Source organism: Pseudomonas fulva, from assembly GCF_023517795.1.
Lineage (GTDB): Bacteria > Pseudomonadota > Gammaproteobacteria > Pseudomonadales > Pseudomonadaceae > Aquipseudomonas > Aquipseudomonas fulva_D.
This window is the reverse complement of record NZ_CP082928.1, coordinates 570617-595385: the sequence shown is the minus strand read 5'-3', so window position 1 is coordinate 595385 and position 24769 is coordinate 570617. Positions and strand designations below refer to the sequence as shown.

Below are 24769 nucleotides of genomic sequence, written 5' to 3'. Positions count from 1 at the left end.
TCACTGCTGCGGCGCCAGAAACAGCTTCTGTTCCTCGTAGACCGCCTGGTAGCGCCTGACCTCGCCGGGTTGCAGCAGTATCGACTGGCTGCTTAGCAGGTCGATCTCGGCGCAGAAGCCTTCCCGTGAAGGGGTCAGCACAACGGTTCTTTCGCCGCTGGGCACGTCCAGCGTAACGCTTTCGCCGGCCGGTAGGGCCACCACCAATTGCTCGTCGATGCGCACCTGCAGATCGCAGGCGTTGGGGGCATTGCGGTCACGGCTGACGATCAGTTTGGCAGCCGCTGCCGGATCCAGTGGCACGCCCACGGAGATCGGCGTGACGGCCAGGGCGCTGGTGGCGGCCAGCAGCAGGGCGAGCGGGGCACCGCGCAACAAGAGTGGGCTCATGGTGATTCCAATCGGTAGTCGTCACTGCAATGGACTGCCTGGGGCGGCAGGTGTTCAGCCGCCACGCCGCTGGGCTGATGCGCGTCTCGCCGCTACACTACGCGCCGTTTTCCGGCCGATTCCGCCGGGTTCCCCAGATAGTTCGAGAGTATTGCCATGCAGATCGCCCTGGCGCCCATGGAGGGGCTGGTCGATGAAATTCTCCGCGATGTGCTGACCCGGGTCGGCGGCATCGACTGGTGCGTGACCGAGTTCATCCGCGTCACCGATCGTGTGCTGCCCCGGTCGACCTACCGCAAGCTGGCGCCCGAGCTGTTCAGCGGCGCCCGTACGGCTGCCGGCACGCCGCTGCGCGTGCAACTGCTCGGCTCCGACCCCAAGTGCCTGGGCGACAACGCCGCCTATGCCTGCGTGCTCGGCGCGCCGGTGATCGACCTGAATTTCGGCTGCCCGGCCAAGACGGTGAACAAGTCCCGCGGCGGCGCGGTACTGCTCCAGGAACCGGAGTTGCTGCACGCCATCGTGCGCGAAGTGCGTCGCAGCGTGCCGGCGGCCATTCCCGTTACCGCCAAGATGCGCCTGGGCTTCGATCACAAGGACCTGGCCCTCGATTGCGCCCGGGCGCTGGCCGAAGGCGGCGCCGCGCAGATCGTCGTGCACGCACGCACCAAGGTCGAGGGCTACAAGCCGCCAGCGCACTGGGAGTGGGTGGCGCGGGTGCAGGAAGTGGTCAGCGTGCCGGTGTATGCCAACGGCGATATCTGGTCCGTCGAGGACTGGCGGCGCTGCCGCGAGGTGAGCGGTGCCGAGCATTTCATGCTCGGCCGTGGCGTGGTGGCGCGGCCCGACCTGGCCCGGCAGATCGCCGCGGCAGAGGCGGGGCGAGACGCTGGCGTGATGACCTGGGCAGAGTTGCAGCCGCTGCTGGCCGAATTCTGGCTGCAGGCGCGGCGCAAGATCTCGCCGCGCTACGCCCCTGGCCGGCTCAAGCAGTGGCTGGCGATGCTCACGCGCAGCTACCCGGAGGCGGTCGAGTTGTTCGCCCTGGTGCGGCGGGAAACCACCTGCGAGGTCATCGACGCGCTGCTGGGCGTAAGCATCGCGCCGGCGCAGGTGAGTGCTCTGCAAGCGCTCGAAGCCAACGACGAGGCGCTCAGCGCCCTCCGCTGACGTCCAGCAACGAGCCGGTGGTGTAGCTGGCCTGATCGCTGGCCAGCCACAGAATCGCCTCGGCCACCTCGCTGGCGCGCCCGCCACGGCCCAGCGGCACGCTGGCCGCGACGCGCGCCACCCGTTGCGGCTCGCCGCCGCTGGCGTGGATCTCGGTGTCGATCACCCCGGGGCGCACGGCATTGACGCGAATGCCATCGGCGGCGAGTTCCTTGGCCAGTCCCACCGTCATGCTGTCGATCGCGCCCTTGGCCGCTGCATAGTCGATGTACTCCTCCGGCGCGCCGAGGCGCGCGGCAATCGACGACAGATTGATGATCGCGCCGCCATGCCCGCCCTGGCGGGTGGACATGCGTACGATCGCCTCGCGGCTGCACAGGAAGCTGCCGTACACGTTGGTGGCGAACACCCGTTGCCAGCGCTCCAGGCTCATCCGTTCCAGGCGCATCTGCTGCTCCAGCATGCCGGCGTTGTTGACCAGCACGTCCAGGCGCCCCAGATGGGAGTCGATCTCGGCGAACAGCCGGCGCACCTGAGCGTCGTCCGCCACGTCGGCCTGCAGTGCCAGCGCCTGGCCGCCCAGGGCTGTGATCGCCTCGACGAGCGCCTCGGCGGCGTCACGCTGGCGCTGGTAGTTGACCACCACGCGGTAGCCCTGCTGCGCCGCCAGCCTGGCCGTGGCCGCGCCGATGCCGCGACTGGCACCGGTGACCAGCATCACCTTGCTCATCGAAAAAATCTCCTTTTCGGGGCCCTTGAAATTTTTTCGGCCATCCACATTTTTCTCACCGTGGGATGCCGAAGACGGGTCCCGCACCTTATCACTCGCTGACTATTCAGGAGATCTACCATGAGCACTGCATTTTCCATGACCCCGCTGTTCCGTCAGTCCATTGGCTTCGACCGTTTCAACGACCTGTTCGAATCGGCGATGCGCAACGAGACGAGCAGCAGCTACCCGCCCTACAACGTCGAGAAGCATGCCGACGACCAGTACCGGATCGTCATCGCTGCCGCTGGATTCCAGGATGAAGATCTGGATCTGCAGGTCGAGCGCGGCGTGCTGACCGTGACCGGCGGCAAGCGTGCGGGCAATGGCAACGGTGACAATGTCACCTACCTGTATCAGGGCATCGCTCAGCGTTCGTTCAAGCTGTCGTTCCGCCTGGCCGATCATATCGAGGTCAAGAGCGCCAGCCTGGTGAACGGCCTGCTCAACATCGAGCTGGAGCGCCATGTGCCGGAAGAGGCCAAGGCCAAGCGCATCCCGATCGGGTCGGCACGTCCGGCACTGGAGAACTGATCTCCAGCACCGGTACACCGGAAAAGGCGCCCCTGTGGCGCCTTTTCCATTTCAGTGCGGCAGGCGCTGGTGGCCGGGGGCGAGCAGGGCGCGGAAGGCCGGCAGCGGTTGCGGGCGGCTGAACAGGTAGCCCTGGTAGCAGTTGCAGCCCTGGCTTTGCAGGAAGTCCAGCTGGCTCTGCTGTTCCACGCCTTCGGCGATCACCTCCAGGCCCAGACTGAGGCCGAGGGCTACCACGGCGCGGATGATTTCCGCATCGCTCGGGTTGCTGGTGGCATCGCGCACGAACGACTGGTCGATCTTCAGCACGTCCACCGGCAGGCGCTTAAGGTAGGTGAGCGACGAGTAGCCGGTGCCGAAATCGTCCATGGCGAAACTGACGCCCAGCTTGCGCAGGCGGTTCATCTTGCTGATGGTGTCGTCGATATCCTCGATGACGATGCCTTCGGTGATTTCCAGCTTGAGCATGCCCTGGGGCAGCCTGTTCTGGCGCAGGCAATGCTCGACGCGCTCGACGAAATCGCCCTGGCGGAACTGCCGCGTGCTGATGTTCACGCACAGGCTGAAGCGCTCGTCGATCAGGCCGTCCTCCAGCAGCCGCGCGCAGGCGTGGCAGGCCTCGACCATCACCCAGGCGCCGACCTCGAGGATCAGGCCGCTTTCCTCCAGCACGTGGATGAACAGCGCCGGTGACTGTTCGCCGAGAGTCGGGTGGGCCCAGCGCAACAGTGCTTCGGCGCCGATGATCTGGTCCGTTCGGGCATCCACCTGGGCCTGGAAATACAACTCGAATTCGCCGCGGCTCAGGGCCGTGCGCAGCTCGTTCTCCAGGCGCAGGCGCTCGCTGGCGGCGTGCTGCATGGAGCTGTGGAACAGCTGAATGGCGTTGCGGCCCGAATCCTTGGCGCGGTACAGGGCGATGTCGGCGCGCTTGAGCAGGTCGGCCGGCGTCTGGCCGTGGTCGGGGATCAGCGCGATGCCGATGCTCGGGGTGACCTGCAGGCGATGGCCTTCGAGCAGCATGGGTTCGCTGAGCAGGGTGCGCAGCTTTTCGGCGGCCTGGCCGGCGTGGCTGATGACGTCTTCCAGCGTACCCTCGATGCCGGTGAGCAGTACCACGAACTCGTCGCCGCCCAGGCGCGCCACGGTGTCCTCCTCGCGCACGCTGACTTCCAGGCGGGCGGTGATCAGCTTGAGCACCGCATCGCCGAACGGATGGCCGAGCGAGTCGTTGATGTGCTTGAAGTGATCGAGGTCGAGAAACAGCAGGGCGCCGCGCAGCGCATGGCGCTGCAGCAGGGCGATCTGCTGGGTCAGGCGATCCATCAGCAGGGCGCGATTGGGCAGGCTGGTCAGCGGGTCGTGGTAGGCCAGGTGCTGGATCTGCTGCTGGGCGGCCTTGAGTTCGCTGATGTCGCGGGCGGTGACCAGCAGGCACTGGGTGCCATCCAGCTCGATCGGTTCGAACGAGATTTCCACTTCCAGGTGCTTGCCGTGGCGGTCGCGACCGCTCATCTCGATGCGCTGGATATGGCCTTGCTCGCGCAGGGTGGCGAGCAGGCGCTGGCGTTGGTGATCGTCGGGCCAGATGCCCACTTCGGTCGAGGTGCGGCCGATGACTTCCTCGGCGCTGTAGCCGGTGAGGCGGGTGAACCCGTCGTTGATCTCGATGTAGCGACCGGTGTCGCGGGTGGTGATGGTGATGGCGTCCGGACTGGAGTGAAAGGCCTTGGAGAATTTTTCCTGGCTGGCCTTGAGCGCCGACTCGGCGCGTTGCTGCTCGGTGATGTCGCGAAACTTGCTGAGCACGCAGGGCTGGCCGGCCAGTTCCAGGCGCCGGCACGACACGATGCAGCTCATCAGGCGGCCTTGCGGGTCGTGCAGGTCGATGCGTTCGTCGGTCAGGTCGGTGCCACTGAGAATCTTGGCGCGCAGCGGCGAGTCCTCCGGCAGCACCTGCCAGGGCTCGAGCTTGAAGATATTGCGGCCGCTGACTTGCGCCGGCCGCCAGCCGAAGGCCTGGGTGAACGCCGGATTGATTTCCAGAATGCGGCCTTCCGGCAGGGTGGTGACGCAGATCGGGTCGGGGCTGGCCTGGAAGACCATGGCGAACTTGCGTTCCGAGGCTTGCAGACGTTGCTCGCGCAAGGTGCGTTCGCTGGTGTCGATCATGATGCCGGTCATGCGCACGGGCTGGCCCTGGGCATCGCGGTGCAGCTTGGCGGTGCTTTCCAGGTAATGGGTCTGGCCGTTGGCGTGTACCGTGCGGTAGGTCACCTGGGAGTCCTGGCCGTTGTCGGGCAGCAGGTCGCGATAGGCCTGGCGCAGGGCCTGAAGGTCCTGCGCGGGCACGTGGGCGAAGAAGTCCGGGAAGGGACCCTGGAAGGCCGCGTCCGGCAGGCCGTGAAGGACGGCGGCACGCGGTGAGGCGAACAGGGTGTCGCTGGGGATGTGCCAGTCCCAGGTGCCCAGATCGGCCGATTCGAGCGCCATGCGCAGGCGCTCCTGGCTGTCGGCCAGGGCCTGTTCCTGGGCGCGCTGGCGGGTGATGTCGCGCACCACGCCGAACATCCGGTTCTGGCCGCCAGCGCCGGCCTGCAGGCTGCCGGTGATCTCGATCCAGCGCAGGCTGCCGTCCGGCCAGCGAATGCGATGGCGAATCGGCTCGGCCGTGGGCGAGCCATCGATCACCGCCTGGAACATACGCAGCACTTCGCCGCGCTCCTCCTCGGGAATCAGCCCGATATAGTCGACGGGGGCGCTGAGCGGGCGGGTCGGGTCGAGACCGAATACCTTCTGGGCGCCGCGGGACCAGCTGACCTCGCCGGTGTCGACGTTCCAGAACCAGGCGCCGAGTCCGGCACCATTGAGGGCGGCCAGCAGGTGTTGGCTGTCGCGCCAGGTCTTTTCGAACTCGGCTGGGTCGAGCACCGGTACATGGGGCAACGGTGGGCGTTTGTCGTTGGAATTGCCCATGACCCTTCCTCTACAAAAGCCCGGCGAGGCGGGAAACCGGGCTATTGGTGCTTGTGCTGCGTGAATGCCGGCAGATGGCCGGCATGGTTGTCACGTTAGCTGCTGCCCCGGCGCTAAAGCAAGACTGTCGCGATGACTGTCGAGCAGTTGCATGAAGGCCCTGGCGGCGTTCGACAGGGTGCGCTCGGTATGCACGATATAACCGAGCTGACGCGACAGCTGGATGCCGGGCAAGGGCAGGCGGGCCACCTGTTCATCGAGCATGGTGCGCGGCAGCACGCTCCAGGCCAGGCCGATGGAGACCATCATCTTGATGGTCTCCAGGTAGTTGGTGCTCATGGCGATGTTGGGCGTCAGATCCTCGGCCTCGAACAGGCGCTGCACGATGTGGTGGGTGAAGGTGTTGCCGCCGGGAAACACCGCCGGGTGCAGGGCTACGTCGGCGAGGGTCACGCCCGTGCCCTGGGCCAATGGATGTTCAGGCGCGGTGACGAAATCCAGCGGGTCGTCCCACACCGGCACGGCGCGGACCGGATCGCGGGTGTCCGGCGCCAGGGTGATCACCGCCAGCTCGGCGCGGCCATGGAACACTTCGTCGTAGGCCACCTCGGAGTCGAGGAACTGGATATCCAGCGCCACCTGCGGGTGGGCGCGGGTAAAGGCGCGCAGCAACGGCGGCAGGCGGTGCAGGCCGATATGGTGGCTGGTGGCGAGGGTCAGCCGCCCGGTGATCTCGCCATTGAGGTTGGTCAGCGCCCGACGGGTGTCCTCCAGCACGTTGAGAATCTGGTAGGCGCGTGGCAACAGGGCGCGGCCGGCCTCGGTCAGGCTGACCTCACGGCCGAGGCGGTCGAACAGGCGCACGCGCAATTGCTGCTCGAGGCTGGCGATGCGTTTGCTCACCGCCGGCTGGGTCAGGTGCAGGCGAATGGCGGCTTCGGAGAAGCTGCCGAGTTCGGCGATGGCGATAAAGGCATTGAGGGTGGCGAGATCCATGGGCATTTCCGATGGTAGTGCAGGGCGGTAAACCTCGATGCTATAGCAATTCCGATCGGGAATCTTCTGGATGAAAAATATGAATTTGAGTTATTCGCCAGCCGCGCATAGCATTCTCCCCATAAGCCAAGGGGCTATTGCCCTGGCATAGAACGGGCGCCTTTAAAAACGTGTTCGAGGCAGTCAGCGCAAGGCGAAAACAGGCGAAAAAGCGGAGTTTACGAGTTGTAAATGAGCATTTTGATTGGACTCGCATCCGAGCCTGTTTTCAACGCGGCGATGACAACGTAGATAGTTTTTAGAGGTGCCCGAAGACCGATGAGGAACAGGCTGATGGCAGGCAAAACGCTCTACGACAAGTTGTGGGAAATGCACGAAGTGAAGCGCCGCGACGATGGCTCGTCGCTGATCTACATCGACCGCCATATCCTTCACGAAGTGACGTCGCCCCAGGCCTTCGAAGGCCTGCGCCTGGCCGGACGCAAGCCATGGCGCATCGACGCCAACATCGCCACGCCGGACCACAACGTGCCGACCACCCGCGCCGAGCGCCTTGGTGGCCTCGACGCCATCGCCGATGAAGTGTCGCGCATCCAGGTCAAGACCCTGGACGAGAACTGCGACGACTTCGGCATCCTCGAATTCAAGATGAACGACGTGCGCCAGGGCATCGTCCACGTGGTCGGCCCGGAGCAGGGCGCCACCCTGCCGGGCATGACCGTGGTCTGCGGCGACTCGCACACCTCCACCCATGGCGCCTTCGGTGCGCTGGCCCATGGCATCGGCACCTCCGAGGTCGAGCACGTGCTCGCCACCCAGTGCCTGGTCGCCAAGAAGATGAAGAACATGCAGGTGCGCGTCGAGGGCAAGTTGCCGTTCGGCGTCACCGCCAAGGACATCGTGCTCGCCGTGATCGGCAGGATCGGTACCGCCGGCGGCAATGGTCATGCCCTGGAATTCGCCGGCAGCGCGATCCGCGAGCTGTCCCTGGAAGGGCGCATGACCATCTGCAACATGTCCATCGAAGCCGGTGCCCGTGTCGGCCTGGTGGCGGTGGACGAGAAGACCATCGCCTACGTCAAGGACCGCCCGTTCGCGCCCAAGGGCGAGCATTGGGAGCAGGCCGTGGCGGTCTGGCGCGACCTGGTGTCCGACGCCGATGCGCACTTCGACACCGTGGTCGAGCTGCGTGCTGAAGACATCAAGCCGCAGGTCAGCTGGGGTACCTCGCCCGAGATGGTCCTTGCCGTCGACCAGAACGTGCCGGATCCGGCTCGGGAAAGCGACCCGGTCAAGAAGGATTCGATCACCCGCGCCCTCAAGTACATGGGCCTGGCGGCCAACCAGCCGATCACCGCCATTCAGCTCGACCGCGTGTTCATCGGCTCGTGCACCAACTCGCGTATCGAGGACCTGCGCGCCGCCGCCGAGGTGGCCAAGGGCCGCAAGGTCGCCGCCACCGTCAAGCAGGCGCTGGTGGTGCCGGGCTCCGGCCTCGTCAAGGCCCAGGCGGAAAGCGAAGGGCTGGACAAGATCTTCATCGAAGCCGGATTCGAATGGCGTGAACCAGGCTGCTCCATGTGCCTGGCGATGAACCCGGACAAACTCGGCAGTGGCGAGCATTGCGCCTCGACCTCCAACCGCAACTTCGAAGGCCGCCAGGGCGCCGGTGGGCGTACCCACCTGGTCAGCCCGGCCATGGCCGCCGCTGCGGCGGTTACCGGCCGCTTCATCGATGTGCGTGAATTGATCCAGGCCTGAGGAGAGAGATGATGAAAGCCTTTACCCAACACACCGGCCTGGTCTGTCCGCTCGACCGCGCCAACGTCGACACCGACCAGATCATCCCCAAGCAGTTCCTGAAGTCGATCAAGCGTACCGGCTTCGGCCCCAACCTGTTCGACGAGTGGCGTTACCTGGATGTCGGCCAGCCCAACCAGGACAACTCCAACCGTCCGCTCAACAAGGATTTCGTGCTCAATTTCCCACGCTACCAGGGTGCCAGCGTGCTGCTCGCCCGCGAGAACTTCGGTTGCGGCTCGAGCCGCGAGCACGCACCCTGGGCGCTGGACGAGTACGGCTTCCGCACGGTGATCGCGCCGAGTTTCGCCGATATCTTCTTCAACAACAGCTTCAAGAACGGCCTGCTGCCGATCATCCTCAAGGATGAAGAGGTGGATGCGCTGTTCGAGCAGGCCGAGGCCACCGAGGGTTATCAGTTGACCGTCGATCTCGACGCGCAGACCGTGACCCGCCCCGATGGCGTGCAGTACGCCTTCGAGGTCGACGCTTTCCGCAAGCACTGCCTGCTCAACGGCCTGGACGACATCGGCCTGACCCTGCAGGACGCCGAGGCGATTCGTGCGTTCGAGGTCTGTTACCAGCAGCGCCAGCCCTGGTTGTTCGGCGCCATCAAGTAAACCCGCCGCGCCCGCTGGTGGCGCGGAAAGATAAGGTTACGTGTTATCAGTGGATGGGCCCGTCGTGCCTTGACCCCGTCGAAGCAGGCGCCGAATATGGCGCCCCTCGCGGCAGGGTGATGGCCGCGGGCCTGTTCGGGTTTTCACAGGTCGCACACGGCAAGGCCGGCGACCCGAAGGTAATGAAGGAAAACGTATGAGCAAGCAGATTCTGGTTCTCCCTGGCGACGGCATCGGCCCCGAGATCATGGCCGAAGCGGTCAAGGTGCTGCGCCTGGCCAACGACAAGTTCGCCCTCGACGTCGAGCTGTCGTTCGACGAGCTGGGTGGCGCGGCCGTGGACAAGTACGGTGTGCCGCTGGCCGACGAGACCCTGGAGCGCGCCCGTGCGGCCGATGCCGTGCTGCTCGGCGCCGTCGGCGGCCCGAAGTGGGACAAGATCGACCCGGCCATCCGCCCCGAGCGCGGCCTGCTGAAGATCCGCTCGCAGCTCGGTCTGTTCGCCAACCTGCGTCCGGCCATCCTCTATCCGCAACTGGCCGAGGCCTCCTCGCTCAAGCCGGAAGTGGTGGCGGGCCTGGACATTCTCATCGTCCGTGAGCTGACCGGCGGCATCTATTTCGGCCAGCCGCGCGAGAGCAAGGTGCTGGAAAATGGCGAGCGCATGGCCTACGACACGCTGCCCTACAGCGAGAGCGAAATCCGTCGCATCGCCAAGGTCGGCTTCGACATGGCCATGGTGCGCAACAAAAAACTGTGCTCGGTGGACAAGGCCAACGTACTGGCCTCCAGCCAGCTGTGGCGCGCGGTGGTCGAGGAAGTCGCCAGGGACTACCCGGACGTCGAGCTGAGCCACATGTACGTGGACAACGCGGCGATGCAACTGGTGCGTGCGCCCAAGCAGTTCGACGTGATGGTCACCGACAATATGTTCGGCGACATCCTCTCCGACGAAGCCTCGATGCTCACCGGCTCGATCGGCATGCTGCCCTCGGCGTCCCTGGATGCCAACAACAAGGGCATGTACGAGCCGTGCCACGGTTCGGCGCCGGATATCGCGGGGCAGGGCATTGCCAACCCGCTGGCGACCATCCTGTCGGTGTCGATGCTGCTGCGTTACAGCTTCAACCAGACCCAGGCCGCCGACGCCATCGAGCTGGCCGTGAGCCGCGTGCTCGACCAGGGCCTGCGCACCGGCGATATCCATTCGGCGGGTACGACCAAGGTCGGCACGGCGGCAATGGGTGATGCGGTAGTCGAAGCGCTGCGTAGTCTGTAATCTTCCAGGCCGCTGGAAACTGTCCGGCGGCTTGTTCATATAGGTGTAGTGGTTATGAAACGTGTAGGTCTTATCGGTTGGCGGGGCATGGTCGGTTCCGTGCTCATGCAGCGCATGCTGGAAGAACAGGATTTCGATCTGATCGAGCCGGTGTTCTTCACCACTTCCAATGTGGGCGGCCAAGGCCCGGCCATTGGCAAGGAAACCGAAGCGCTCAAGGATGCCTACAGCATCGACGAGCTCAAGGGCCTGGACGTGATCCTGACCTGCCAGGGTGGCGACTACACCAATGAAGTCTTCCCCAAGCTGCGCGAAGCCGGCTGGAAGGGCTACTGGATCGATGCGGCGTCCTCGCTGCGCATGGCCGACGACGCGGTGATCGTGCTCGACCCGGTCAACCGCCGGGTCATCGACCACGCACTGGACGCCGGCACCAGGAACTACATCGGCGGCAATTGCACCGTCAGCCTGATGCTGATGGCCCTCGGCGGCCTGTACGAAGCCGGCCTGGTCGAGTGGATGAGTGCCATGACCTACCAGGCGGCCTCCGGCGCCGGCGCCCAGAACATGCGCGAACTGATCAAGCAGATGGGCACCATCAACGCCACCGTGGCCGATGAACTGGCCGACCCGGCCAGCGCCATCCTCGACATCGACCGCAAGGTCGCCGAGGCCATGCGCGGTGACGCCTTCCCGGTCGACAACTTCGGCGTGCCGCTGGCCGGCAGCCTGATCCCCTACATCGACAAGGAACTGCCGAACGGGCAGAGCCGCGAAGAGTGGAAGGCCCAGGCGGAAACCAACAAGATCCTCGGTCGCTTCAAGAATCCGATTCCGGTCGACGGCATCTGCGTGCGCATCGGCGCCATGCGTTGCCACAGCCAGGCGCTGACCATCAAGCTCAACAAGGACGTGCCGCTGACCGACATCGAAGGCCTGATCAGCCAGCACAACCCCTGGGTCAAGCTGGTGCCGAACCACCGCGAAGCCAGTATCCGCGAACTCGGCCCGACGGCCGTGACCGGTACCCTGAGCGTGCCGGTCGGCCGCCTGCGCAAACTCAACATGGGTTCGCAGTACCTGGGCGCCTTCACCGTGGGCGACCAGCTGCTGTGGGGCGCCGCCGAGCCGCTGCGGCGCATGCTGCGCATCCTGCTGGAGCGCTGATTCGCCACCGGCGCGCTGCCCGGCGCGTCAAAAGTGGCTGTTGACGCGGAGAGGGGGGGGTGAGGGTGATCGCTTGCGATTGCCGTCGCCCGCCCCTCTGCTTTTCGGTAGAGTGCCGGGTCTGTTTCAGCTACCCGGCTTCAGGCCTCCTTCATGACCTCTACCTTTGCTATCGCCGTTGTCGGCGCCACCGGCAGTGTCGGTGAATCCCTGCTGCAACTCCTCGAAGAACGCGACTTTCCCGTCTCCGACCTGCACCTGCTGGCCAGCAGCGAGTCGGCCGGGCGTACCCTGGCATTCAAGGGGCGCAATCTGCGCGTGCGCACGGTGGAGGGGTTCGACTTTCGCAGCGTTCAGCTGGCGTTCTTCGCCGCCGACCCGTCGGTGACCCGGGCCCATGCCGCGGCGGTACGCCAGGCCGGCTGCTCGCTGATCGACGTCACCGGTGCGCTGCCCGCCGACATGGCGCCGCGGGTGGTGCCGGAAGTGAACGCCGGAGCGATCACCGGCCAGGCCCCGTTCGCGGTGACCAGCCCGTCGTCGGTGGCCGTGGCCGTCGGCCTGGTGCTCGGCGCCCTGGGCGAGCAGCTGCAGGTGCAGCGGTTGGTGATCGATGCGGGCCTGGCGGTGTCCAGTCGTGGCCGGGAAGGGGTTGGCGAGCTGGCGCGGCAAACGGCCGAGTTGCTCAACGGCCGTGCGCTGGAGCCCCGTCTGTTCGGCCGGCAGATGGCGTTCAACGTGCTCGCCCAGGTGGATGAGCCGGATGCCGAGGGCCACGGCTCCCTGGAGCGTCGCATCCACGCTGACGTCAGGGCGCTGCTTGGCAGCGACCTTAAGGTGGCGGTCAGCTGTCATCAGGTTCCGGTTTTTTTCGGCGACAGTTTGAGTGTCACCGTGCAGGCGTCTACACCTGTAGAACTGGACGAGGTCATGGCCGCGCTGGAGGCGGCGCCAGGTATCGAACTGGTCGAGGCGGGCGACTACCCCACCGTCGTCGGTGACGCGGTCGGCCAGGACGAAGTCTACGTAGGCCGCGTGCGCCGTGGCATGGACGATCCCTGCGCACTCACTTTGTGGATTGCGTCTGATAATGTGCGAAAAGGTGCCGCTTTGAACGCCGTACAGCTGGGCGAGTTATTGATAAAACACCACCTGTAAAAGATACTTATCGGGAAATCTGCATATCTATTCGAGCTTGGCAAATACTGAGCGCGCTGATCGTTGGCTGGGGGGCCTGCAAGGGGGCAGCCGGCGATCATCTATCCTCTCGTTGTGCGAGAGTCGTCAACACAAAGGAAAAGGCTATGGTTCGGGTTCGTAAACTGGTGCTGGCTATCGCTGCGGCGACGGCGCTGTCTTCCGGTATGGCGCATGCGCTGGGGGTCGGTGAGCTGACACTGCAGTCGTCTCTGAACCAGCCGCTGGTGGCGGAAATCGAGCTGCTCGATGTGCGCGACCTGTCTGCCGCGGAAATGCGCCCGTCGCTGGCCTCGCCCGAAGAGTTCAACAAGGCTGGCGTCGACCGCCAGTATTTCCTGACCGACCTCAAGTTCACACCCATCGTCAAACCCAACGGCAAGAGCGTGATTCGCGTCACCTCCACTAAGCCGGTTCGCGAGCCCTACCTGAATTTCCTCGTCGAAGTGCTGTGGCCCAATGGCCGTCTGCTGCGCGAGTACACCCTGCTGCTTGATCCGCCGCTGTATTCCCCGCAAGCCGCGGCGGCCCCGCAATTGCCGGTCGCCGCGCCGGCGCCCGCACCGCGTCCGGCGCCGAGCGCCGCACCCCGTGCTGCCGCTCCGCCGGCCAGTGCCCCGGCAGTGCCGCGTGCCGGTGGCGCTGGTGGTGACTACCGCACCAACGCCAACGACACGCTGTGGGAGGTCGCCCAGCGTGCCGGTGGCAGCGGCAGCGTTCATCAGAAGATGCTGGCCATTCAGGATCTCAACCCGGATGCCTTCATTGGCGGCAACATCAACCGCATGAAGAGCGGCCAGGTGTTGCGTCTGCCCGACGACCAGCAGATCGCCCGCCGCAGCCAGTCTGAAGCGCTGGCCCAGGTAGCCGCGCAGAACAGTTCCTGGCGCCAGGGCCGCAGTGCCCCGGCCGCCGCCGGTAGCCGGCAGATCGATGCCACGCGGCGCAGCGCAGCGGGCGCGGCGCCGTCCGAAGTCACCAGCGAGGACAAGCTCAAGCTGGTGGCTGCCGAAGCCGGCAAGGCCACCTCGGGCAGCGAGAGTGGTGCTGCCAACAACGCCGCGCTGGCCAATCAGCTGGCCGTGACCCAGGAAAGCCTGGATTCGACCCGCCGCGAGAACGACGAGCTCAAGGATCGCATGGGTGACCTGCAGAGCCAGCTCGACAAGCTGCAGCGCCTGATTCAGCTCAAGGACAACCAGTTGGCCAAGTTGCAGGCCGATGTCTCTGCCTCCAGCGGTCAGGCCGCTGGCGGCGCAGGCGCAGGTGCTGCTTCCGCGCCAGCGGAGTCGGCGAACCAGGCTGCCGGGGCACCGGCCGCCGCTGCGCCGGCTGCCGAGGCGCCTGCCGAGAATCAGCCCGTACCCGAGTCGGCCCCGGTTGATCCATCGGCCGCTCAGCCGGCAGTTGAGCCAACCGCCGAGGCACCGGCCGCCGAGACTGCACCTGCACCAGCCCCCGAGGCGACCGCGCCAGTCGAGCCGACCGCTCCTGCTGCCGAAGCGCCTGCCCCGGCACCGGTCGCCGCCACACCCGAGCCGGTCGAAGAAGACAGCGCCCTCGACAACCTGCTGGCCAACCCGATGATGCTCGGCCTGATCGGCGGCAGCCTGCTGCTGGCGCTGCTGCTGGTGCTGCTGATCCTGTCGCGTCGCAATGCCCGCAAGGCCGAAGAGGAAGAGGCCAGCCTGGCGACCTATGAAGAGGACACCCACCGTTTCGACAGCGATCTGGAGCTGCCGGCCGACAGCCTGAACGATCTGCCGGACGACCAGGTGGCCCTGTCCCAGCCGGTGAGCGAAGAGCGGGTGACTGCCCAGACCGGAGACGCCTTGGGCGAGGCGGACATCTATATCGCTTACGGTCGCTTCAACCAGGCGGCCGAGTTGCTGCACAACGCGATCAACGACGAGCCGCATCGCACCGACCTGCGCCTGAAGCTGATGGAGGTCTACGCCGAGCTGGGTGATCGCGAGGGCTTTGCCCGCCAGGAAAACGAACTGCGCGAGATCGGTGGCGCCAACGCCCAGGTCGAGCAGTTGAAGAGCCGCTACCCGGCGATGGTCGTGCTCGGTGGTACCGCCGCCCTGGCCGGCACCGCCGCTGCCGACGACCTGGACGCTTTCAGCCTCGACGACCTGGCCCTGGACGAGCCCGAGCAGCCAGTGGCTCCGCTGCAGCCGGCGGCCGACGATGCCTTCGATCTGGATCTGGACGCCCTCGAAGCCGAATTCGCTGCAGACCCGCAGCCCAAGTCGCAGGATGACGTTGCTCGTTTCGACGAAATCGACACCCTGAGCCTGGAGGATGTGCAGGCGCAGCCAGCGGTGGCGAGCCAGAACGAGCCCCTGGACTTCGACCTGGATCTGGGTGACGAGCCCGCCAGCCATCAGGCGCCGGGCGGTGAGCTGGCGGACTTCAACCTGGACCTCGACACGCCGGCCGCTCCCGCTACCACGCAGGACGATGACTTCCTGCTCAGCCTGGACGACGACGCCGACAAGCCGGCGACTGAGCTGGCGGATCTGTCCTCGGCTCTGGACAACGACAAGGGCGATGATTTCGGCCTGCCCGCCGACTTCGACCTGTCGCTCAATGACGAGCCGGCCCAGCCGAGCAGCGGCACCAGTTTTGCCGCCCAGCTCGACGACGTGACCGCCGAGCTGGATCAACTGGCCGAGAGCCTCGAGCAACAAGGTCAGCAGACGCCACAGGACATGCAGGCCGATAACGTGCCGCTCGATGACGACGATGATTTCGACTTCCTCTCCGGCACCGACGAGACCGCCACCAAGCTGGATCTGGCACGGGCCTACATCGATATGGGCGATAGCGAGGGTGCCCGTGACATCCTCGATGAAGTGATCGCCGAAGGTAACGAGGGTCAGCAGCAGGAAGCACGAGAGCTGATCGGCAAACTGGTTTGACGAGCAGTTGATTGGAGAAAACGGCAGCCCGAAGGCTGCCGTTTTTGCATCTGCGGCGCACAACTAAATTGGCGGCTGGCGTGGCGGCCTGCCTGGGTGGCGGTATAATTGTCGGCATTGCAGTCTTGATCTGGTCGTAACCAATTGATTAACGAACAAATGACGGCAGCCGAAATGGCTGCCGTCGGCATTTACAAGATCGCCCTGGGTGTCGAGTACCGCGGCACCCGCTACCGCGGTTTCCAGCGTCAGCGCGATGGTGTTCCGTCGATCCAGGCGTCCCTCGAAACGGCCTTGTCCAAGGTTACCGGTGGCGCTCCGGTGACGCTCAGCTGTGCCGGGCGTACCGACGCGCTGGTGCATGCCAGCGGCCAGGTCGTGCATTTCGACACCCGCGTCGAGCGCTCCATGCACGCCTGGGTGATGGGCGCCAACATGAACCTGCCGGGCGATATCAGCGTCACCTGGGCCAAGGCGATGCCGAGCCATTTCGATGCGCGCTTCTGCGCCATGGCACGGCGTTACCGCTACGTGATCTACAACGACCAGATCCGCCCGGCGCACATGGCCGAGGAGGTGACCTGGAACCACCGCCCGCTGGATGTCGAGCGCATGCGCGAAGCGGCCCAGGTATTTCTCGGCACCCATGATTTCAGCGCCTTTCGCGCCCGGCAGTGCCAGGCCAAGTCGCCGATCAAGACGGTCCACCACCTCGAGTTGTTGCAGCATGGCCGCTTCATCGTCCTGGATATCCGCGCCAACGCCTTTCTGCACCACATGGTGCGCAACATCGCCGGCGTGCTGATGACCATCGGCGCCGGCGAGCGGCCGGTGGAGTGGGCCGGGCAGGTGCTGCGCACCGGCGTACGGCGCACCGGCGGGGTGACCGCTCACCCGTACGGGCTGTATCTGGTACAGGTGGACTACCCAGAGGAATTCGACCTGCCGACCCGTTACCTGGGGCCGCACTTCCTGTCCGGTCTCGAGGACGTGGCGGCGCGCAGCAATTAATGGCGCGCCCTGGCCGGTCATTTGTTACCATCCGGCCTTTCGCGGAGGTATTCGTCTTTTGTCAGTCGTTCGCAGCAAGATCTGTGGGATTACCCGTCTCGAGGATGGGCTGGCTGCCGTGGCGGCGGGCGCCGATGCCATCGGGCTGGTGTTCTATGCGCCCAGCCCGCGGGCGGTCTCGGTCGAGCAGGCGCAAGCCATCGTCGCCGGCCTGCCGCCATTCGTGACCACCGTCGGCCTGTTCGTCGACATGCCGCCGCGCGACATCGAAGCGGTGCTGGCCGCCGTCCCCCTGGATCTCCTGCAATTTCACGGCGACGAAAGCCCGGCGGCGTGCGAGGCGCTGGGCCGGCCGTACATCAAGGCGCTGCGTGTACGCGCGGGCGATGACGTCGCCGCGCTGGTGGATGCCTACCCGGGCGCCCGCGCCGTGCTCCTCGATACCTTCGTGGACGGTGTGCCCGGTGGCACCGGGCAGCCCTTCGACTGGGCGCTGGTGCCGGCGAACCTGAGCAAGCCGGTGATCCTCGCCGGCGGCCTGACGCCCGGCAACGTGGCGGCGGCCATCGCTCAGGTGCGCCCCTATGCCGTGGATGTCAGCGGCGGTGTCGAAGCGAGCAAGGGCATCAAGGATGCCGCCAAGGTCGAGAACTTCGTGCGCGCGGTGCGTGCGGTTGGAGACTCGATGTGACGGCGCCGCGCAGCGAGCCGTCCATACTGCTATCGCCGCCAACAGTGCGCGCTTTTTTCGTGGTCGAAGCAGGTGGCGGGCAGCAGGCCGGCCCCGGCGGCGACCACTTTGTGAATTCGCTTGTCATGTGCAGCAAGCATGTTGAAGCCTACAGCGTTGGAGAATTGAGAGCATGAGCAACTGGCTGGTAGACAAACTGATCCCCTCGATCATGCGTTCCGAGGTCAAGAAGAGTTCGGTACCTGAAGGCCTGTGGCACAAGTGCCCATCCTGCGAAGCGGTGCTGTACAAGCCGGAGCTGGAAAAGACCCTGGACGTTTGCCCCAAGTGCAACCACCACATGCGCATCGACGCCCGCGCCCGCCTGAACATCTTCCTGGATGCCGATGGCCGTGAGGAGATCGGTGCCGATCTGGAACCGTCCGACCGCCTGAAATTCCGCGACAGCAAGAAGTACAAGGACCGCCTGGTGGCTGCCCAGAAGCAGACCGGTGAGAAGGACGCGCTGATTGCCATGAGCGGCAGCCTGGAAGGCATGCCGGTGGTGGCCTGCGCATTCGAGTTCGCCTTCATGGGCGGTTCCATGGGTGCCATCGTCGGTGAGCGTTTCGTGCAGGCCGCCAACGTGGCCCTGGAAAAGCGCTGCCCGTTCATCTGCTTCGCCGCCTCCGGTGGCGCGCGCATGCAGGAAGCGCTGATCTCGCTGATGCAGATGGCCAAGACCTCGGCAGTACTGGCGCGCCTGCGTGAAGAGGGCATTCCCTTCGTGTCGGTGCTGACCGACCCGGTGTATGGCGGCGTTTCCGCCAGCCTGGCGATGCTGGGTGACGTGATCGTCGCCGAGCCCAAGGCGCTGATCGGCTTCGCCGGCCCGCGGGTGATCGAGCAGACCGTTCGCGAGAAGCTGCCCGAAGGCTTCCAGCGCAGCGAGTTCCTCATCGAGCACGGCGCCATCGACATGATCATCCATCGTGCCGAGCTGCGTCCGCGCCTGGCCCGCCTGCTGGCGCAGTTCACTCACCAGCCGTCCCCTGCTGCCCTGCCGGTCAGCGCATGACCCAGCGCTCCCTGGCCGAGTGGCTGGCGTACCTGGAGCGTCTGCATCCAAGCGCCATCGACATGGGCCTGGAGCGCTCCCGCGAGGTCGCGGCACGCCTCGGCCTTGGCCGACCGGCGCCGCGGGTGATCACCGTCACCGGCACCAATGGCAAGGGCTCGACCTGTGCCTTTGTCGCGTCGCTGCTGCGCGCCCAGGGCCTGAAGGTCGGGGTGTACAGCTCGCCGCACCTGCTGCGTTACAACGAGCGGGTGCAGATCGATGGCGAGCAGGCCAGCGATGCCGGCCTCTGCGAGGCCTTCACGGCCGTCGAGGCGGCCCGTGGCGACACCTCGCTGACCTATTTCGAGATGGGCACCCTGGCCGCGTTCTGGCTGTTCGAGCGCGCCAGGCTGGATGTGGCGGTGCTCGAAGTCGGCCTGGGCGGGCGCCTGGACGCGGTCAACCTGATCGATGCCGATCTCGCGCTGATCACCAGCATCGGTGTCGACCATGCCGACTGGCTGGGCGATACCCGGGAGTCGGTGGCCTTCGAGAAGGCCGGCATCATGCGGCCAGGCAAACCGGCGCTGTGTGGTGATTTCGATCCGCCGCTGCCGCTGCTCGAGCGAGTCGCCGAACTCGATTCGCCATTGTTCCTGCGTTGCCGGGATTTCGACCTGAGCGTCAACGAGTCGGGTTGGAGCTGGTACGGGCTCACGGCTGTTGGCGAGGTGCTGCGCCTGGACGACCTGCCGCTGCTCGACCTGCCCATGGAAAACGCCGCGCTGGCGCTGCAGGCCTACGCCTTGCTCGACCTGCCCTGGGACGCCGAGAAAATCGCCGATGCCCTGCAGGCCACCCGGGTGACCGGTCGCCTGGATCGTCGTCACTTGAACTGGCGCGGCAAGTCCCTCACTCTGTTGCTCGACGTGGGGCACAATCCCCATGCCGCGCAGTTTCTCGCCGGTCGGCTGCAGGCGCGCGCCTGTGCCGGGCGGCGCCTGGCGGTATTCGGCCTGTTGGCCGACAAGGAGCTGCCCGGCGTGGTGACGCCGCTGCTGGCCGATATCGCCCATTGGGCGGTGACGACCCTGCCCAGCGAGCGCTCGCGTCCTGCCGCCGAGCTGCAGGCGCACCTGGTATCCCGTGGTGCCCAGGTCGAGGCCCATGGCGATGTCGCCAGCGCCCTCGAAGCGCAGTGCGAACGTGCCGCGGCAGGGGATGAAATTCTGCTCTTTGGGTCTTTTTTCTGCGTGGCCGAAGCCCTGATGTGGCTGGAGCGCTACGCCCAGGAGGATGTGCAGGATGGCAATGCTGGATAGTGGAACCAAGCAACGTATCGTCGGCGCACTGGTACTGGTCGCGTTGGCGGTGATTTTCCTGCCGATGCTGCTTTCCCGTCCCGACGAGCTGCGGCACGTGGTGGTCGATGCGCCGAGCATTCCCGCCAAACCGGTCACCCCGGAGATCGAAATGCAGCCGGTGATCGTGCCCGATCCCCAGGAGCTGCCTCAGGAGCCGGTGCCGGGTGACGGCGCGCCGGCCGAGCAGGCGCAAGCCCAGGCGCCGGTCGAGCAGCCCATCGTCGAGCTGCCGGCCAGCGAGCCACCAGCGCCCACGCCGCCTCCGGCTGCCCAGCCTACGCCGAGCAAACCGGCCGAGGTGGCGCCGCCGCCGCAAAAGGCGCCGGTCGAGCGTCTGGACGTCAACAGCCTGCCGGTCAGCTGGTCGGTGCAACTGGCCAGCCTGTCCAGCCGTCCGGGCGCCGAAACGCTGCAGAAGACCCTGCGCGCCCAGGGCTACAACGCCTATATCCGCACGGCCGATGGCATGAACCGGGTGTTCGTCGGGCCACTGGTCGAGCGTGTCGAGGCCGATCGCCTGCGTGACCAGCTCAACCGTCAGCACAAGCTCAATGGCTTCGTGGTGCGCTTCCAGCCGGAAAGCAACTGACGCATCGCACGCATCCGCGCTTAACCGATGGGCAGGGCTCTGCTAAAATGCAGCGCCTCTTCCATCGGTAGCCTGCATCGTGGCATTCACCTGGGTCGATTGGGCGATCATCGCCATCATCGCCGTTTCGAGTCTGATCAGTCTGAGCAGAGGCTTCGTCAAGGAAGCCCTGTCGCTCGTCACCTGGATCATCGCCGGCGTGGTCGCCTGGATGTTCGGCGGCGCGCTGTCGCAGCACCTGGGCGCCTATATCGAAACCCCGTCCGCCCGCGTCATCGCTGCCTGCGTGATCTTGTTCGTGTTGACGCTGCTGGTCGGTGCGCTGATCAACTACCTGATCGGCGAGCTGATCCGGGTCACCGGCCTGTCCGGCACCGATCGCTTCCTGGGCATGGTGTTCGGCGCCGCCCGCGGGGCCTTGCTGGTCGTGGTGGCGGTCGGGCTGCTCAGCCTGGGGCCGGTGCAGCAGGACAGCTGGTGGCAGCAGTCGGCCTTGCTGCCGCATTTTCTGCTGGTTGCAGATTGGTCGAAGAACCTCATATTGGGTGTGTCCAGCGAGTGGCTGGCCAGCGGTATACGCGAGCCGGTCGAGCTGCCGTTCAAAGAGGTGCTGCAGGGGGCTTCTCCTGTCGGCACCGGTAAATAGTCGTTTCACTGAGTAGGGGTTGCGTCACATGTGTGGCATTGTCGGTATCGTCGGTAAATCGAACGTCAATCAGGCGCTGTATGACGGCCTCACCGTCCTCCAGCACCGCGGCCAGGATGCTGCCGGTATCGTCACCAGCCATGAAGGGCGCCTGTTCCTGCGCAAGGACAACGGCCTGGTGCGCGACGTCTTCCAGCAGCGCCACATGCAGCGCCTGGTCGGCCACATGGGCATCGGCCATGTGCGCTACCCGACCGCGGGCAGCTCCAGCTCGGCCGAGGCCCAGCCGTTCTACGTCAACTCGCCGTACGGCATCACCCTGGCGCACAACGGCAACCTGACCAACGTCGAGCAGCTGGCCAAGGAGATCTACGAATCGGATCTGCGCCACGTCAACACCAACTCCGATTCCGAGGTGCTGCTCAACGTATTCGCCCATGAGCTGGCCGTGCGCGGCAAGCTCAACCCCAGCGAAGAGGACGTGTTCGCCGCGGTCAAGGACGTGCACAAGCGCTGCCGTGGCGGCTATGCCGTGGTGGCGATGATCACCGGTTACGGCATCGTCGGTTTCCGCGACCCGAACGGCATTCGCCCGATCGTGTTCGGTCAGCGCCACACCGACGAAGGCGTCGAGTACATGATCGCCTCCGAAAGCGTCGCCCTGGACGTCCTCGGCTTCACCCTGATCCGCGACCTGGCGCCGGGCGAGGCGGTGTACATCACCGAAGAAGGCCAGATGTTCACCCGCCAGTGCGCGCCCAACCCGCAGCTCAAGCCGTGCATCTTCGAACACGTGTACCTGGCGCGCCCCGACTCCATCATGGACGGCGTGTCGGTCTACAAGGCGCGCCTGCGCATGGGCGAGAAGCTCGCCGACAAGATTCGCCGCGAGCGCCCGGACCACGATATCGACGTGGTCATCCCGATTCCCGATACCAGCCGCACCTCGGCGCTGGAGCTGGCCAACCACCTGGGCGTCAAGTTCCGCGAGGGCTTCGTCAAGAACCGCTACATCGGCCGGACCTTCATCATGCCGGGCCAGGCGGCGCGCAAGAAGTCGGTACGCCAGAAGCTCAACGCCATCGAGCTGGAGTTCCGCGGCAAGAACGTGATGCTGGTCGACGATTCCATCGTGCGCGGCACCACCTGCAAGCAGATCATCCAGATGGCCCGCGAAGCCGGTGCCAAGAACGTGTATTTCTGCTCCGCGGCACCGGCCGTTCGCTACCCGAACGTCTACGGCATCGACATGCCGAGCCCCCACGAGCTGATCGCCCATGGTCGCACCACCGAGCAGGTGGCCGAGCTGATCGGCGCCGACTGGCTGGTCTACCAGGATCTCGACGACCTGAAGGAAGCGGTCGGTGGCGGCAAGATCAAGATCGAACAGTTCGACAGCGCGGTATTCGACGGCGAGTACGTCACCGGCGATGTCGACGAGGCTTACCTGAATCGCATCGACCTGGCCCGCAACGATGGCAACAAGGCCAAGTCGCAAGCGGTCAGCGAGATCATCGATCTGTACAACAACTGATCGATGTTAAATGATTCAACAACCGGGCCCTTTGGGCCCGGCCTGTTTTCTGGATGAGGAAAAGGATATGACACAGGATTGGGAAGCCGGTCGGCTCGACAGCGATCTCGACGGCGTAGGCTTCGACACCCTGGCGGTCCGTGCCGGCCAGCACCGCACGCCGGAAGGCGAGCACAGCGAGGCGCTGTTCCCGACCTCCAGCTATGTGTTCCGCACCGCTGGGGATGCCGCGGCGCGTTTCGCCGGGGAAGTGCCGGGTAACGTCTATTCGCGTTACACCAACCCCACGGTGCGTGCTTTCGAAGAGCGTATCGCCGCCATGGAGGGCGCCGAGCAGGCGGTCGCTACGGCGTCGGGCATGTCGGCGATCCTGTCCATCGTCATGAGCCTGTGCAGCGCTGGCGATCATGTGCTGGTCTCGCGCAGCGTGTTCGGCTCGACCATCAGCCTGTTCGAGAAGTACCTCAAGCGCTTTGGCGTGCAGGTCGACTATGTGCCGCTGGCCGACCTCGAGGGCTGGGCCGCCGCGTTCAAGCCGAACACCCGGCTGCTGTTCGTCGAGTCGCCCTCCAACCCCCTGGCCGAGCTCGTCGATATCGCCGCCCTGGCGGCCATCGCCCATGAGCGCGGCGCGCTGCTGGCGGTGGACAACTGCTTCTGCACGCCAGCCCTGCAGCAGCCGCTGAAGCTCGGCGCGGACATCGTCATGCACTCGGCGACCAAGTACATCGATGGCCAGGGCCGTGCCATGGGCGGCGTGGTGGCCGGCAGCGCCAAGCTGATGACCGAGGTGGTGGGCTTTCTGCGCACCGCCGGGCCGACCCTCAGCCCGTTCAATGCCTGGATCTTCCTCAAGGGCCTGGAGACCCTGCGCATTCGCATGCAGGCCCACTGCAGCAGCGCGCTGGAGCTGGCACGCTGGCTGGAACAGCAGGAGGGGATCGAGAAGGTGCATTACGCCGGGCTCGCCAGCCATCCGCAGCATGAACTCGCCGCACGCCAGCAAAGCGCGTTCGGCGCCGTGGTCAGTTTCGAGGTCAAGGGCGGCAGGGAGGGGGCCTGGCGATTCATCGACGCCACGCGGGTGATCTCCATCACCACCAACCTGGGTGATACCAAGACCACCATCGCTCATCCGGCCACGACTTCCCATGGTCGCCTGTCGCCGCAGGAGCGCGAGAATGCCGGGATTCGTGACAGTCTGATTCGCGTCGCGGTCGGCCTGGAAGATATCGCCGACCTCAAGGCTGACCTGAGCCGCGGTCTGCAAGCGCTGTGAGCGCGGGCTTTGTTGAGGAACAGGGCCGCGTTGCGCTGGTTACCGGCGCTGCCCGTGGCATCGGTGAGGGCGTGGCGCGCTGGCTGCTGAACCATGGCTGGCGGGTGGCGCTCTGCGACCTGGCGGGCAGCCAGGGCGACGCGGTCGCTGCGGCCCTGGGCGGCAACGCGATGTTCGTGGCCATGGATGTGGCCGATGAATCTCAGGTCGAGAGGGGCGTAGCGGCGGTCATCGCCCGGTTCGGCAGGCTCGACGCCCTGGTGTGCAACGCCGGGGTGGCCAGCCCCCATAACGGCCCGCTGCAAGACCTGTCCCTGGTGCAGTGGAATCAGGTACTGGCGGTCAACCTTGGCGGGCCGATGCTGCTCGCCAAGCATTGCGCCGTGCACTTGCGTGCCTCGGGTGGTGCCATCGTCAATATGGCCTCGACCCGGGCCAGCCAGTCCGAGCCGCAAAGCGAAGCCTATGCGGCCAGCAAGGGTGGGCTGGTGGCCTTGACCCATGCGCTGGCCGTCAGCCTCGGCCCGGAGGTTCGGGTTAATGCGGTGAGCCCGGGCTGGATCGATTCCCGCGCTGCCGCGCAGCGCGCCAGCGAGCCGCTGAGCGCTGAGGACCACGCGCAGCACCCGGTCGGGCGGGTAGGGCAGGTCGAGGATGTGGCGGCGCTGGTGGCCTGGTTGTTGTCGGCCGAGGCGGGCTTCGTGACCGGCCAGGAGTTCGTCACCGACGGCGGCATGACGCGCAAGATGATCTACCGCTGAGGCGTGATCGGGTGCATCGCGTCTTTTTTG

General features: G+C 65.8%; 21 protein-coding genes. 17 read left to right on the top strand and 4 right to left on the bottom strand.

From position 1 onward, the window contains the following. The gene (locus K8U54_RS02615) at positions 1 to 390 is read right to left on the bottom strand and encodes a hypothetical protein (protein ID WP_249908745.1); all 390 of its coding nucleotides are present in this window, start codon (positions 388 to 390) and stop codon (positions 1 to 3) included. Positions 391 to 546: 156 nt separating this feature from the next. Here K8U54_RS02615 and K8U54_RS02610 point away from each other — a divergent pair, with 156 nt between their 5' ends. Then, positions 547 to 1560: a tRNA dihydrouridine synthase gene (locus K8U54_RS02610; RefSeq protein WP_249908744.1), complete on the top strand. Its 1014-nt coding sequence runs from the start codon at positions 547 to 549 to the stop codon at positions 1558 to 1560. On the opposite strand, the gene K8U54_RS02605 is transcribed toward K8U54_RS02610, so the two are convergent. After that, entirely contained in the window at positions 1544 to 2290 is a 747-nt protein-coding gene (locus K8U54_RS02605) for an SDR family oxidoreductase (protein WP_249908743.1), read from the bottom strand. The genes K8U54_RS02610 and K8U54_RS02605 overlap by 17 nt on opposite strands. A gap of 120 nt (positions 2291 to 2410) precedes the next feature. Between K8U54_RS02605 and K8U54_RS02600 the strand changes: the two genes are divergently transcribed. Then, positions 2411 to 2863, top strand: coding sequence for an Hsp20 family protein (locus K8U54_RS02600; RefSeq protein ID WP_070886739.1), 453 nt, complete (start codon positions 2411 to 2413; stop codon positions 2861 to 2863). A 51-nt stretch (positions 2864 to 2914) separates the two neighbouring features. On the opposite strand, the gene K8U54_RS02595 is transcribed toward K8U54_RS02600, so the two are convergent. Then, a complete protein-coding gene (locus K8U54_RS02595; protein ID WP_249908742.1) occupies positions 2915 to 5839 on the bottom strand; it encodes an EAL domain-containing protein in 2925 nt (974 codons plus the stop codon). Between the two features lie 90 nt (positions 5840 to 5929). After that, entirely contained in the window at positions 5930 to 6835 is a 906-nt protein-coding gene (locus tag K8U54_RS02590; RefSeq protein WP_249908741.1) for a LysR family transcriptional regulator, read from the bottom strand. 333 nt (positions 6836 to 7168) lie between these two features. On the opposite strand from K8U54_RS02590, the gene leuC reads away from it, so the two are divergent. The 15 genes from leuC to K8U54_RS02515 all read left to right on the top strand — a co-directional run bounded on the left by leuC (position 7169) and on the right by K8U54_RS02515 (position 24739). Continuing rightward, a complete protein-coding gene (gene leuC / locus K8U54_RS02585) occupies positions 7169 to 8596 on the top strand; it encodes a 3-isopropylmalate dehydratase large subunit (protein ID WP_249908740.1) in 1428 nt (475 codons plus the stop codon). A gap of 11 nt (positions 8597 to 8607) precedes the next feature. Further along, complete coding sequence (leuD, locus tag K8U54_RS02580) at positions 8608 to 9255, top strand: 3-isopropylmalate dehydratase small subunit (protein WP_249908739.1); 648 nt, start codon at positions 8608 to 8610, stop codon at positions 9253 to 9255. A gap of 196 nt (positions 9256 to 9451) precedes the next feature. Next, positions 9452 to 10534, top strand: coding sequence for a 3-isopropylmalate dehydrogenase (gene leuB, locus K8U54_RS02575; RefSeq protein ID WP_249908738.1), 1083 nt, complete (start codon positions 9452 to 9454; stop codon positions 10532 to 10534). Positions 10535 to 10588: 54 nt separating this feature from the next. Continuing rightward, complete coding sequence (gene asd, locus K8U54_RS02570) at positions 10589 to 11701, top strand: aspartate-semialdehyde dehydrogenase (RefSeq protein WP_249908737.1); 1113 nt, start codon at positions 10589 to 10591, stop codon at positions 11699 to 11701. 153 nt (positions 11702 to 11854) lie between these two features. Further along, on the top strand, positions 11855 to 12859 hold the full coding sequence (locus tag K8U54_RS02565) for an aspartate-semialdehyde dehydrogenase (RefSeq protein ID WP_249908736.1): 1005 nt from the start codon (positions 11855 to 11857) through the stop codon (positions 12857 to 12859). 146 nt (positions 12860 to 13005) lie between these two features. After that, complete coding sequence (locus K8U54_RS02560; protein WP_249908735.1) at positions 13006 to 15825, top strand: FimV/HubP family polar landmark protein; 2820 nt, start codon at positions 13006 to 13008, stop codon at positions 15823 to 15825. Positions 15826 to 15984: 159 nt separating this feature from the next. Continuing rightward, positions 15985 to 16836 (top strand): tRNA pseudouridine(38-40) synthase TruA, encoded by an 852-nt coding sequence (truA, locus tag K8U54_RS02555; RefSeq protein ID WP_434059980.1) that lies wholly within the window; start codon positions 15985 to 15987, stop codon positions 16834 to 16836. A gap of 58 nt (positions 16837 to 16894) precedes the next feature. Next, positions 16895 to 17527, top strand: coding sequence for a phosphoribosylanthranilate isomerase (locus tag K8U54_RS02550; protein WP_070886748.1), 633 nt, complete (start codon positions 16895 to 16897; stop codon positions 17525 to 17527). Between the two features lie 172 nt (positions 17528 to 17699). Then, complete coding sequence (accD, locus tag K8U54_RS02545; protein WP_249908734.1) at positions 17700 to 18584, top strand: acetyl-CoA carboxylase, carboxyltransferase subunit beta; 885 nt, start codon at positions 17700 to 17702, stop codon at positions 18582 to 18584. After that, the gene (gene folC, locus K8U54_RS02540; RefSeq protein ID WP_249908733.1) at positions 18581 to 19888 is read left to right on the top strand and encodes a bifunctional tetrahydrofolate synthase/dihydrofolate synthase; all 1308 of its coding nucleotides are present in this window, start codon (positions 18581 to 18583) and stop codon (positions 19886 to 19888) included. The genes accD and folC overlap by 4 nt, the downstream gene beginning before the upstream one ends. Beyond that, complete coding sequence (locus tag K8U54_RS02535) at positions 19872 to 20519, top strand: SPOR domain-containing protein (protein ID WP_249908732.1); 648 nt, start codon at positions 19872 to 19874, stop codon at positions 20517 to 20519. The genes folC and K8U54_RS02535 overlap by 17 nt, the downstream gene beginning before the upstream one ends. A gap of 79 nt (positions 20520 to 20598) precedes the next feature. Beyond that, positions 20599 to 21165 (top strand): CvpA family protein, encoded by a 567-nt coding sequence (locus K8U54_RS02530; protein ID WP_249908731.1) that lies wholly within the window; start codon positions 20599 to 20601, stop codon positions 21163 to 21165. Positions 21166 to 21193: 28 nt separating this feature from the next. Then, complete coding sequence (gene purF, locus K8U54_RS02525) at positions 21194 to 22699, top strand: amidophosphoribosyltransferase (RefSeq protein WP_075929523.1); 1506 nt, start codon at positions 21194 to 21196, stop codon at positions 22697 to 22699. Between the two features lie 67 nt (positions 22700 to 22766). Further along, the gene (locus tag K8U54_RS02520; RefSeq protein ID WP_249908730.1) at positions 22767 to 23978 is read left to right on the top strand and encodes an O-succinylhomoserine sulfhydrylase; all 1212 of its coding nucleotides are present in this window, start codon (positions 22767 to 22769) and stop codon (positions 23976 to 23978) included. Further along, positions 23975 to 24739 carry an SDR family oxidoreductase gene (locus K8U54_RS02515; RefSeq protein WP_249908729.1) on the top strand — a complete coding sequence of 255 codons (765 nt, stop codon included), beginning with the start codon at positions 23975 to 23977 and terminating at the stop codon, positions 24737 to 24739. Before K8U54_RS02520 ends, K8U54_RS02515 begins: the two co-directional genes overlap by 4 nt. Positions 24740 to 24769 lie beyond the last annotated feature (30 nt).

Bases quoted from the DNA above. Each gene is read 5' to 3' on its own strand.
- K8U54_RS02615 (WP_249908745.1), bottom strand. From the start codon at position 390: ATGAGCCCACTCTTGTTGCGCGGTGCCCCGCTCGCCCTGCTGCTGGCC.
- K8U54_RS02610 (WP_249908744.1), top strand. From the start codon at position 547: ATGCAGATCGCCCTGGCGCCCATGGAGGGGCTGGTCGATGAAATTCTC.
- K8U54_RS02605 (WP_249908743.1), bottom strand. From the start codon at position 2,290: ATGAGCAAGGTGATGCTGGTCACCGGTGCCAGTCGCGGCATCGGCGCG.
- K8U54_RS02600 (WP_070886739.1), top strand. From the start codon at position 2,411: ATGAGCACTGCATTTTCCATGACCCCGCTGTTCCGTCAGTCCATTGGC.
- K8U54_RS02595 (WP_249908742.1), bottom strand. From the start codon at position 5,839: ATGGGCAATTCCAACGACAAACGCCCACCGTTGCCCCATGTACCGGTG.
- K8U54_RS02590 (WP_249908741.1), bottom strand. From the start codon at position 6,835: ATGGATCTCGCCACCCTCAATGCCTTTATCGCCATCGCCGAACTCGGC.
- leuC (WP_249908740.1), top strand. From the start codon at position 7,169: ATGGCAGGCAAAACGCTCTACGACAAGTTGTGGGAAATGCACGAAGTG.
- leuD (WP_249908739.1), top strand. From the start codon at position 8,608: ATGAAAGCCTTTACCCAACACACCGGCCTGGTCTGTCCGCTCGACCGC.
- leuB (WP_249908738.1), top strand. From the start codon at position 9,452: ATGAGCAAGCAGATTCTGGTTCTCCCTGGCGACGGCATCGGCCCCGAG.
- asd (WP_249908737.1), top strand. From the start codon at position 10,589: ATGAAACGTGTAGGTCTTATCGGTTGGCGGGGCATGGTCGGTTCCGTG.
- K8U54_RS02565 (WP_249908736.1), top strand. From the start codon at position 11,855: ATGACCTCTACCTTTGCTATCGCCGTTGTCGGCGCCACCGGCAGTGTC.
- K8U54_RS02560 (WP_249908735.1), top strand. From the start codon at position 13,006: ATGGTTCGGGTTCGTAAACTGGTGCTGGCTATCGCTGCGGCGACGGCG.
- truA (WP_434059980.1), top strand. From the start codon at position 15,985: ATGACGGCAGCCGAAATGGCTGCCGTCGGCATTTACAAGATCGCCCTG.
- accD (WP_249908734.1), top strand. From the start codon at position 17,700: ATGAGCAACTGGCTGGTAGACAAACTGATCCCCTCGATCATGCGTTCC.
- folC (WP_249908733.1), top strand. From the start codon at position 18,581: ATGACCCAGCGCTCCCTGGCCGAGTGGCTGGCGTACCTGGAGCGTCTG.
- K8U54_RS02535 (WP_249908732.1), top strand. From the start codon at position 19,872: ATGGCAATGCTGGATAGTGGAACCAAGCAACGTATCGTCGGCGCACTG.
- purF (WP_075929523.1), top strand. From the start codon at position 21,194: ATGTGTGGCATTGTCGGTATCGTCGGTAAATCGAACGTCAATCAGGCG.
- K8U54_RS02520 (WP_249908730.1), top strand. From the start codon at position 22,767: ATGACACAGGATTGGGAAGCCGGTCGGCTCGACAGCGATCTCGACGGC.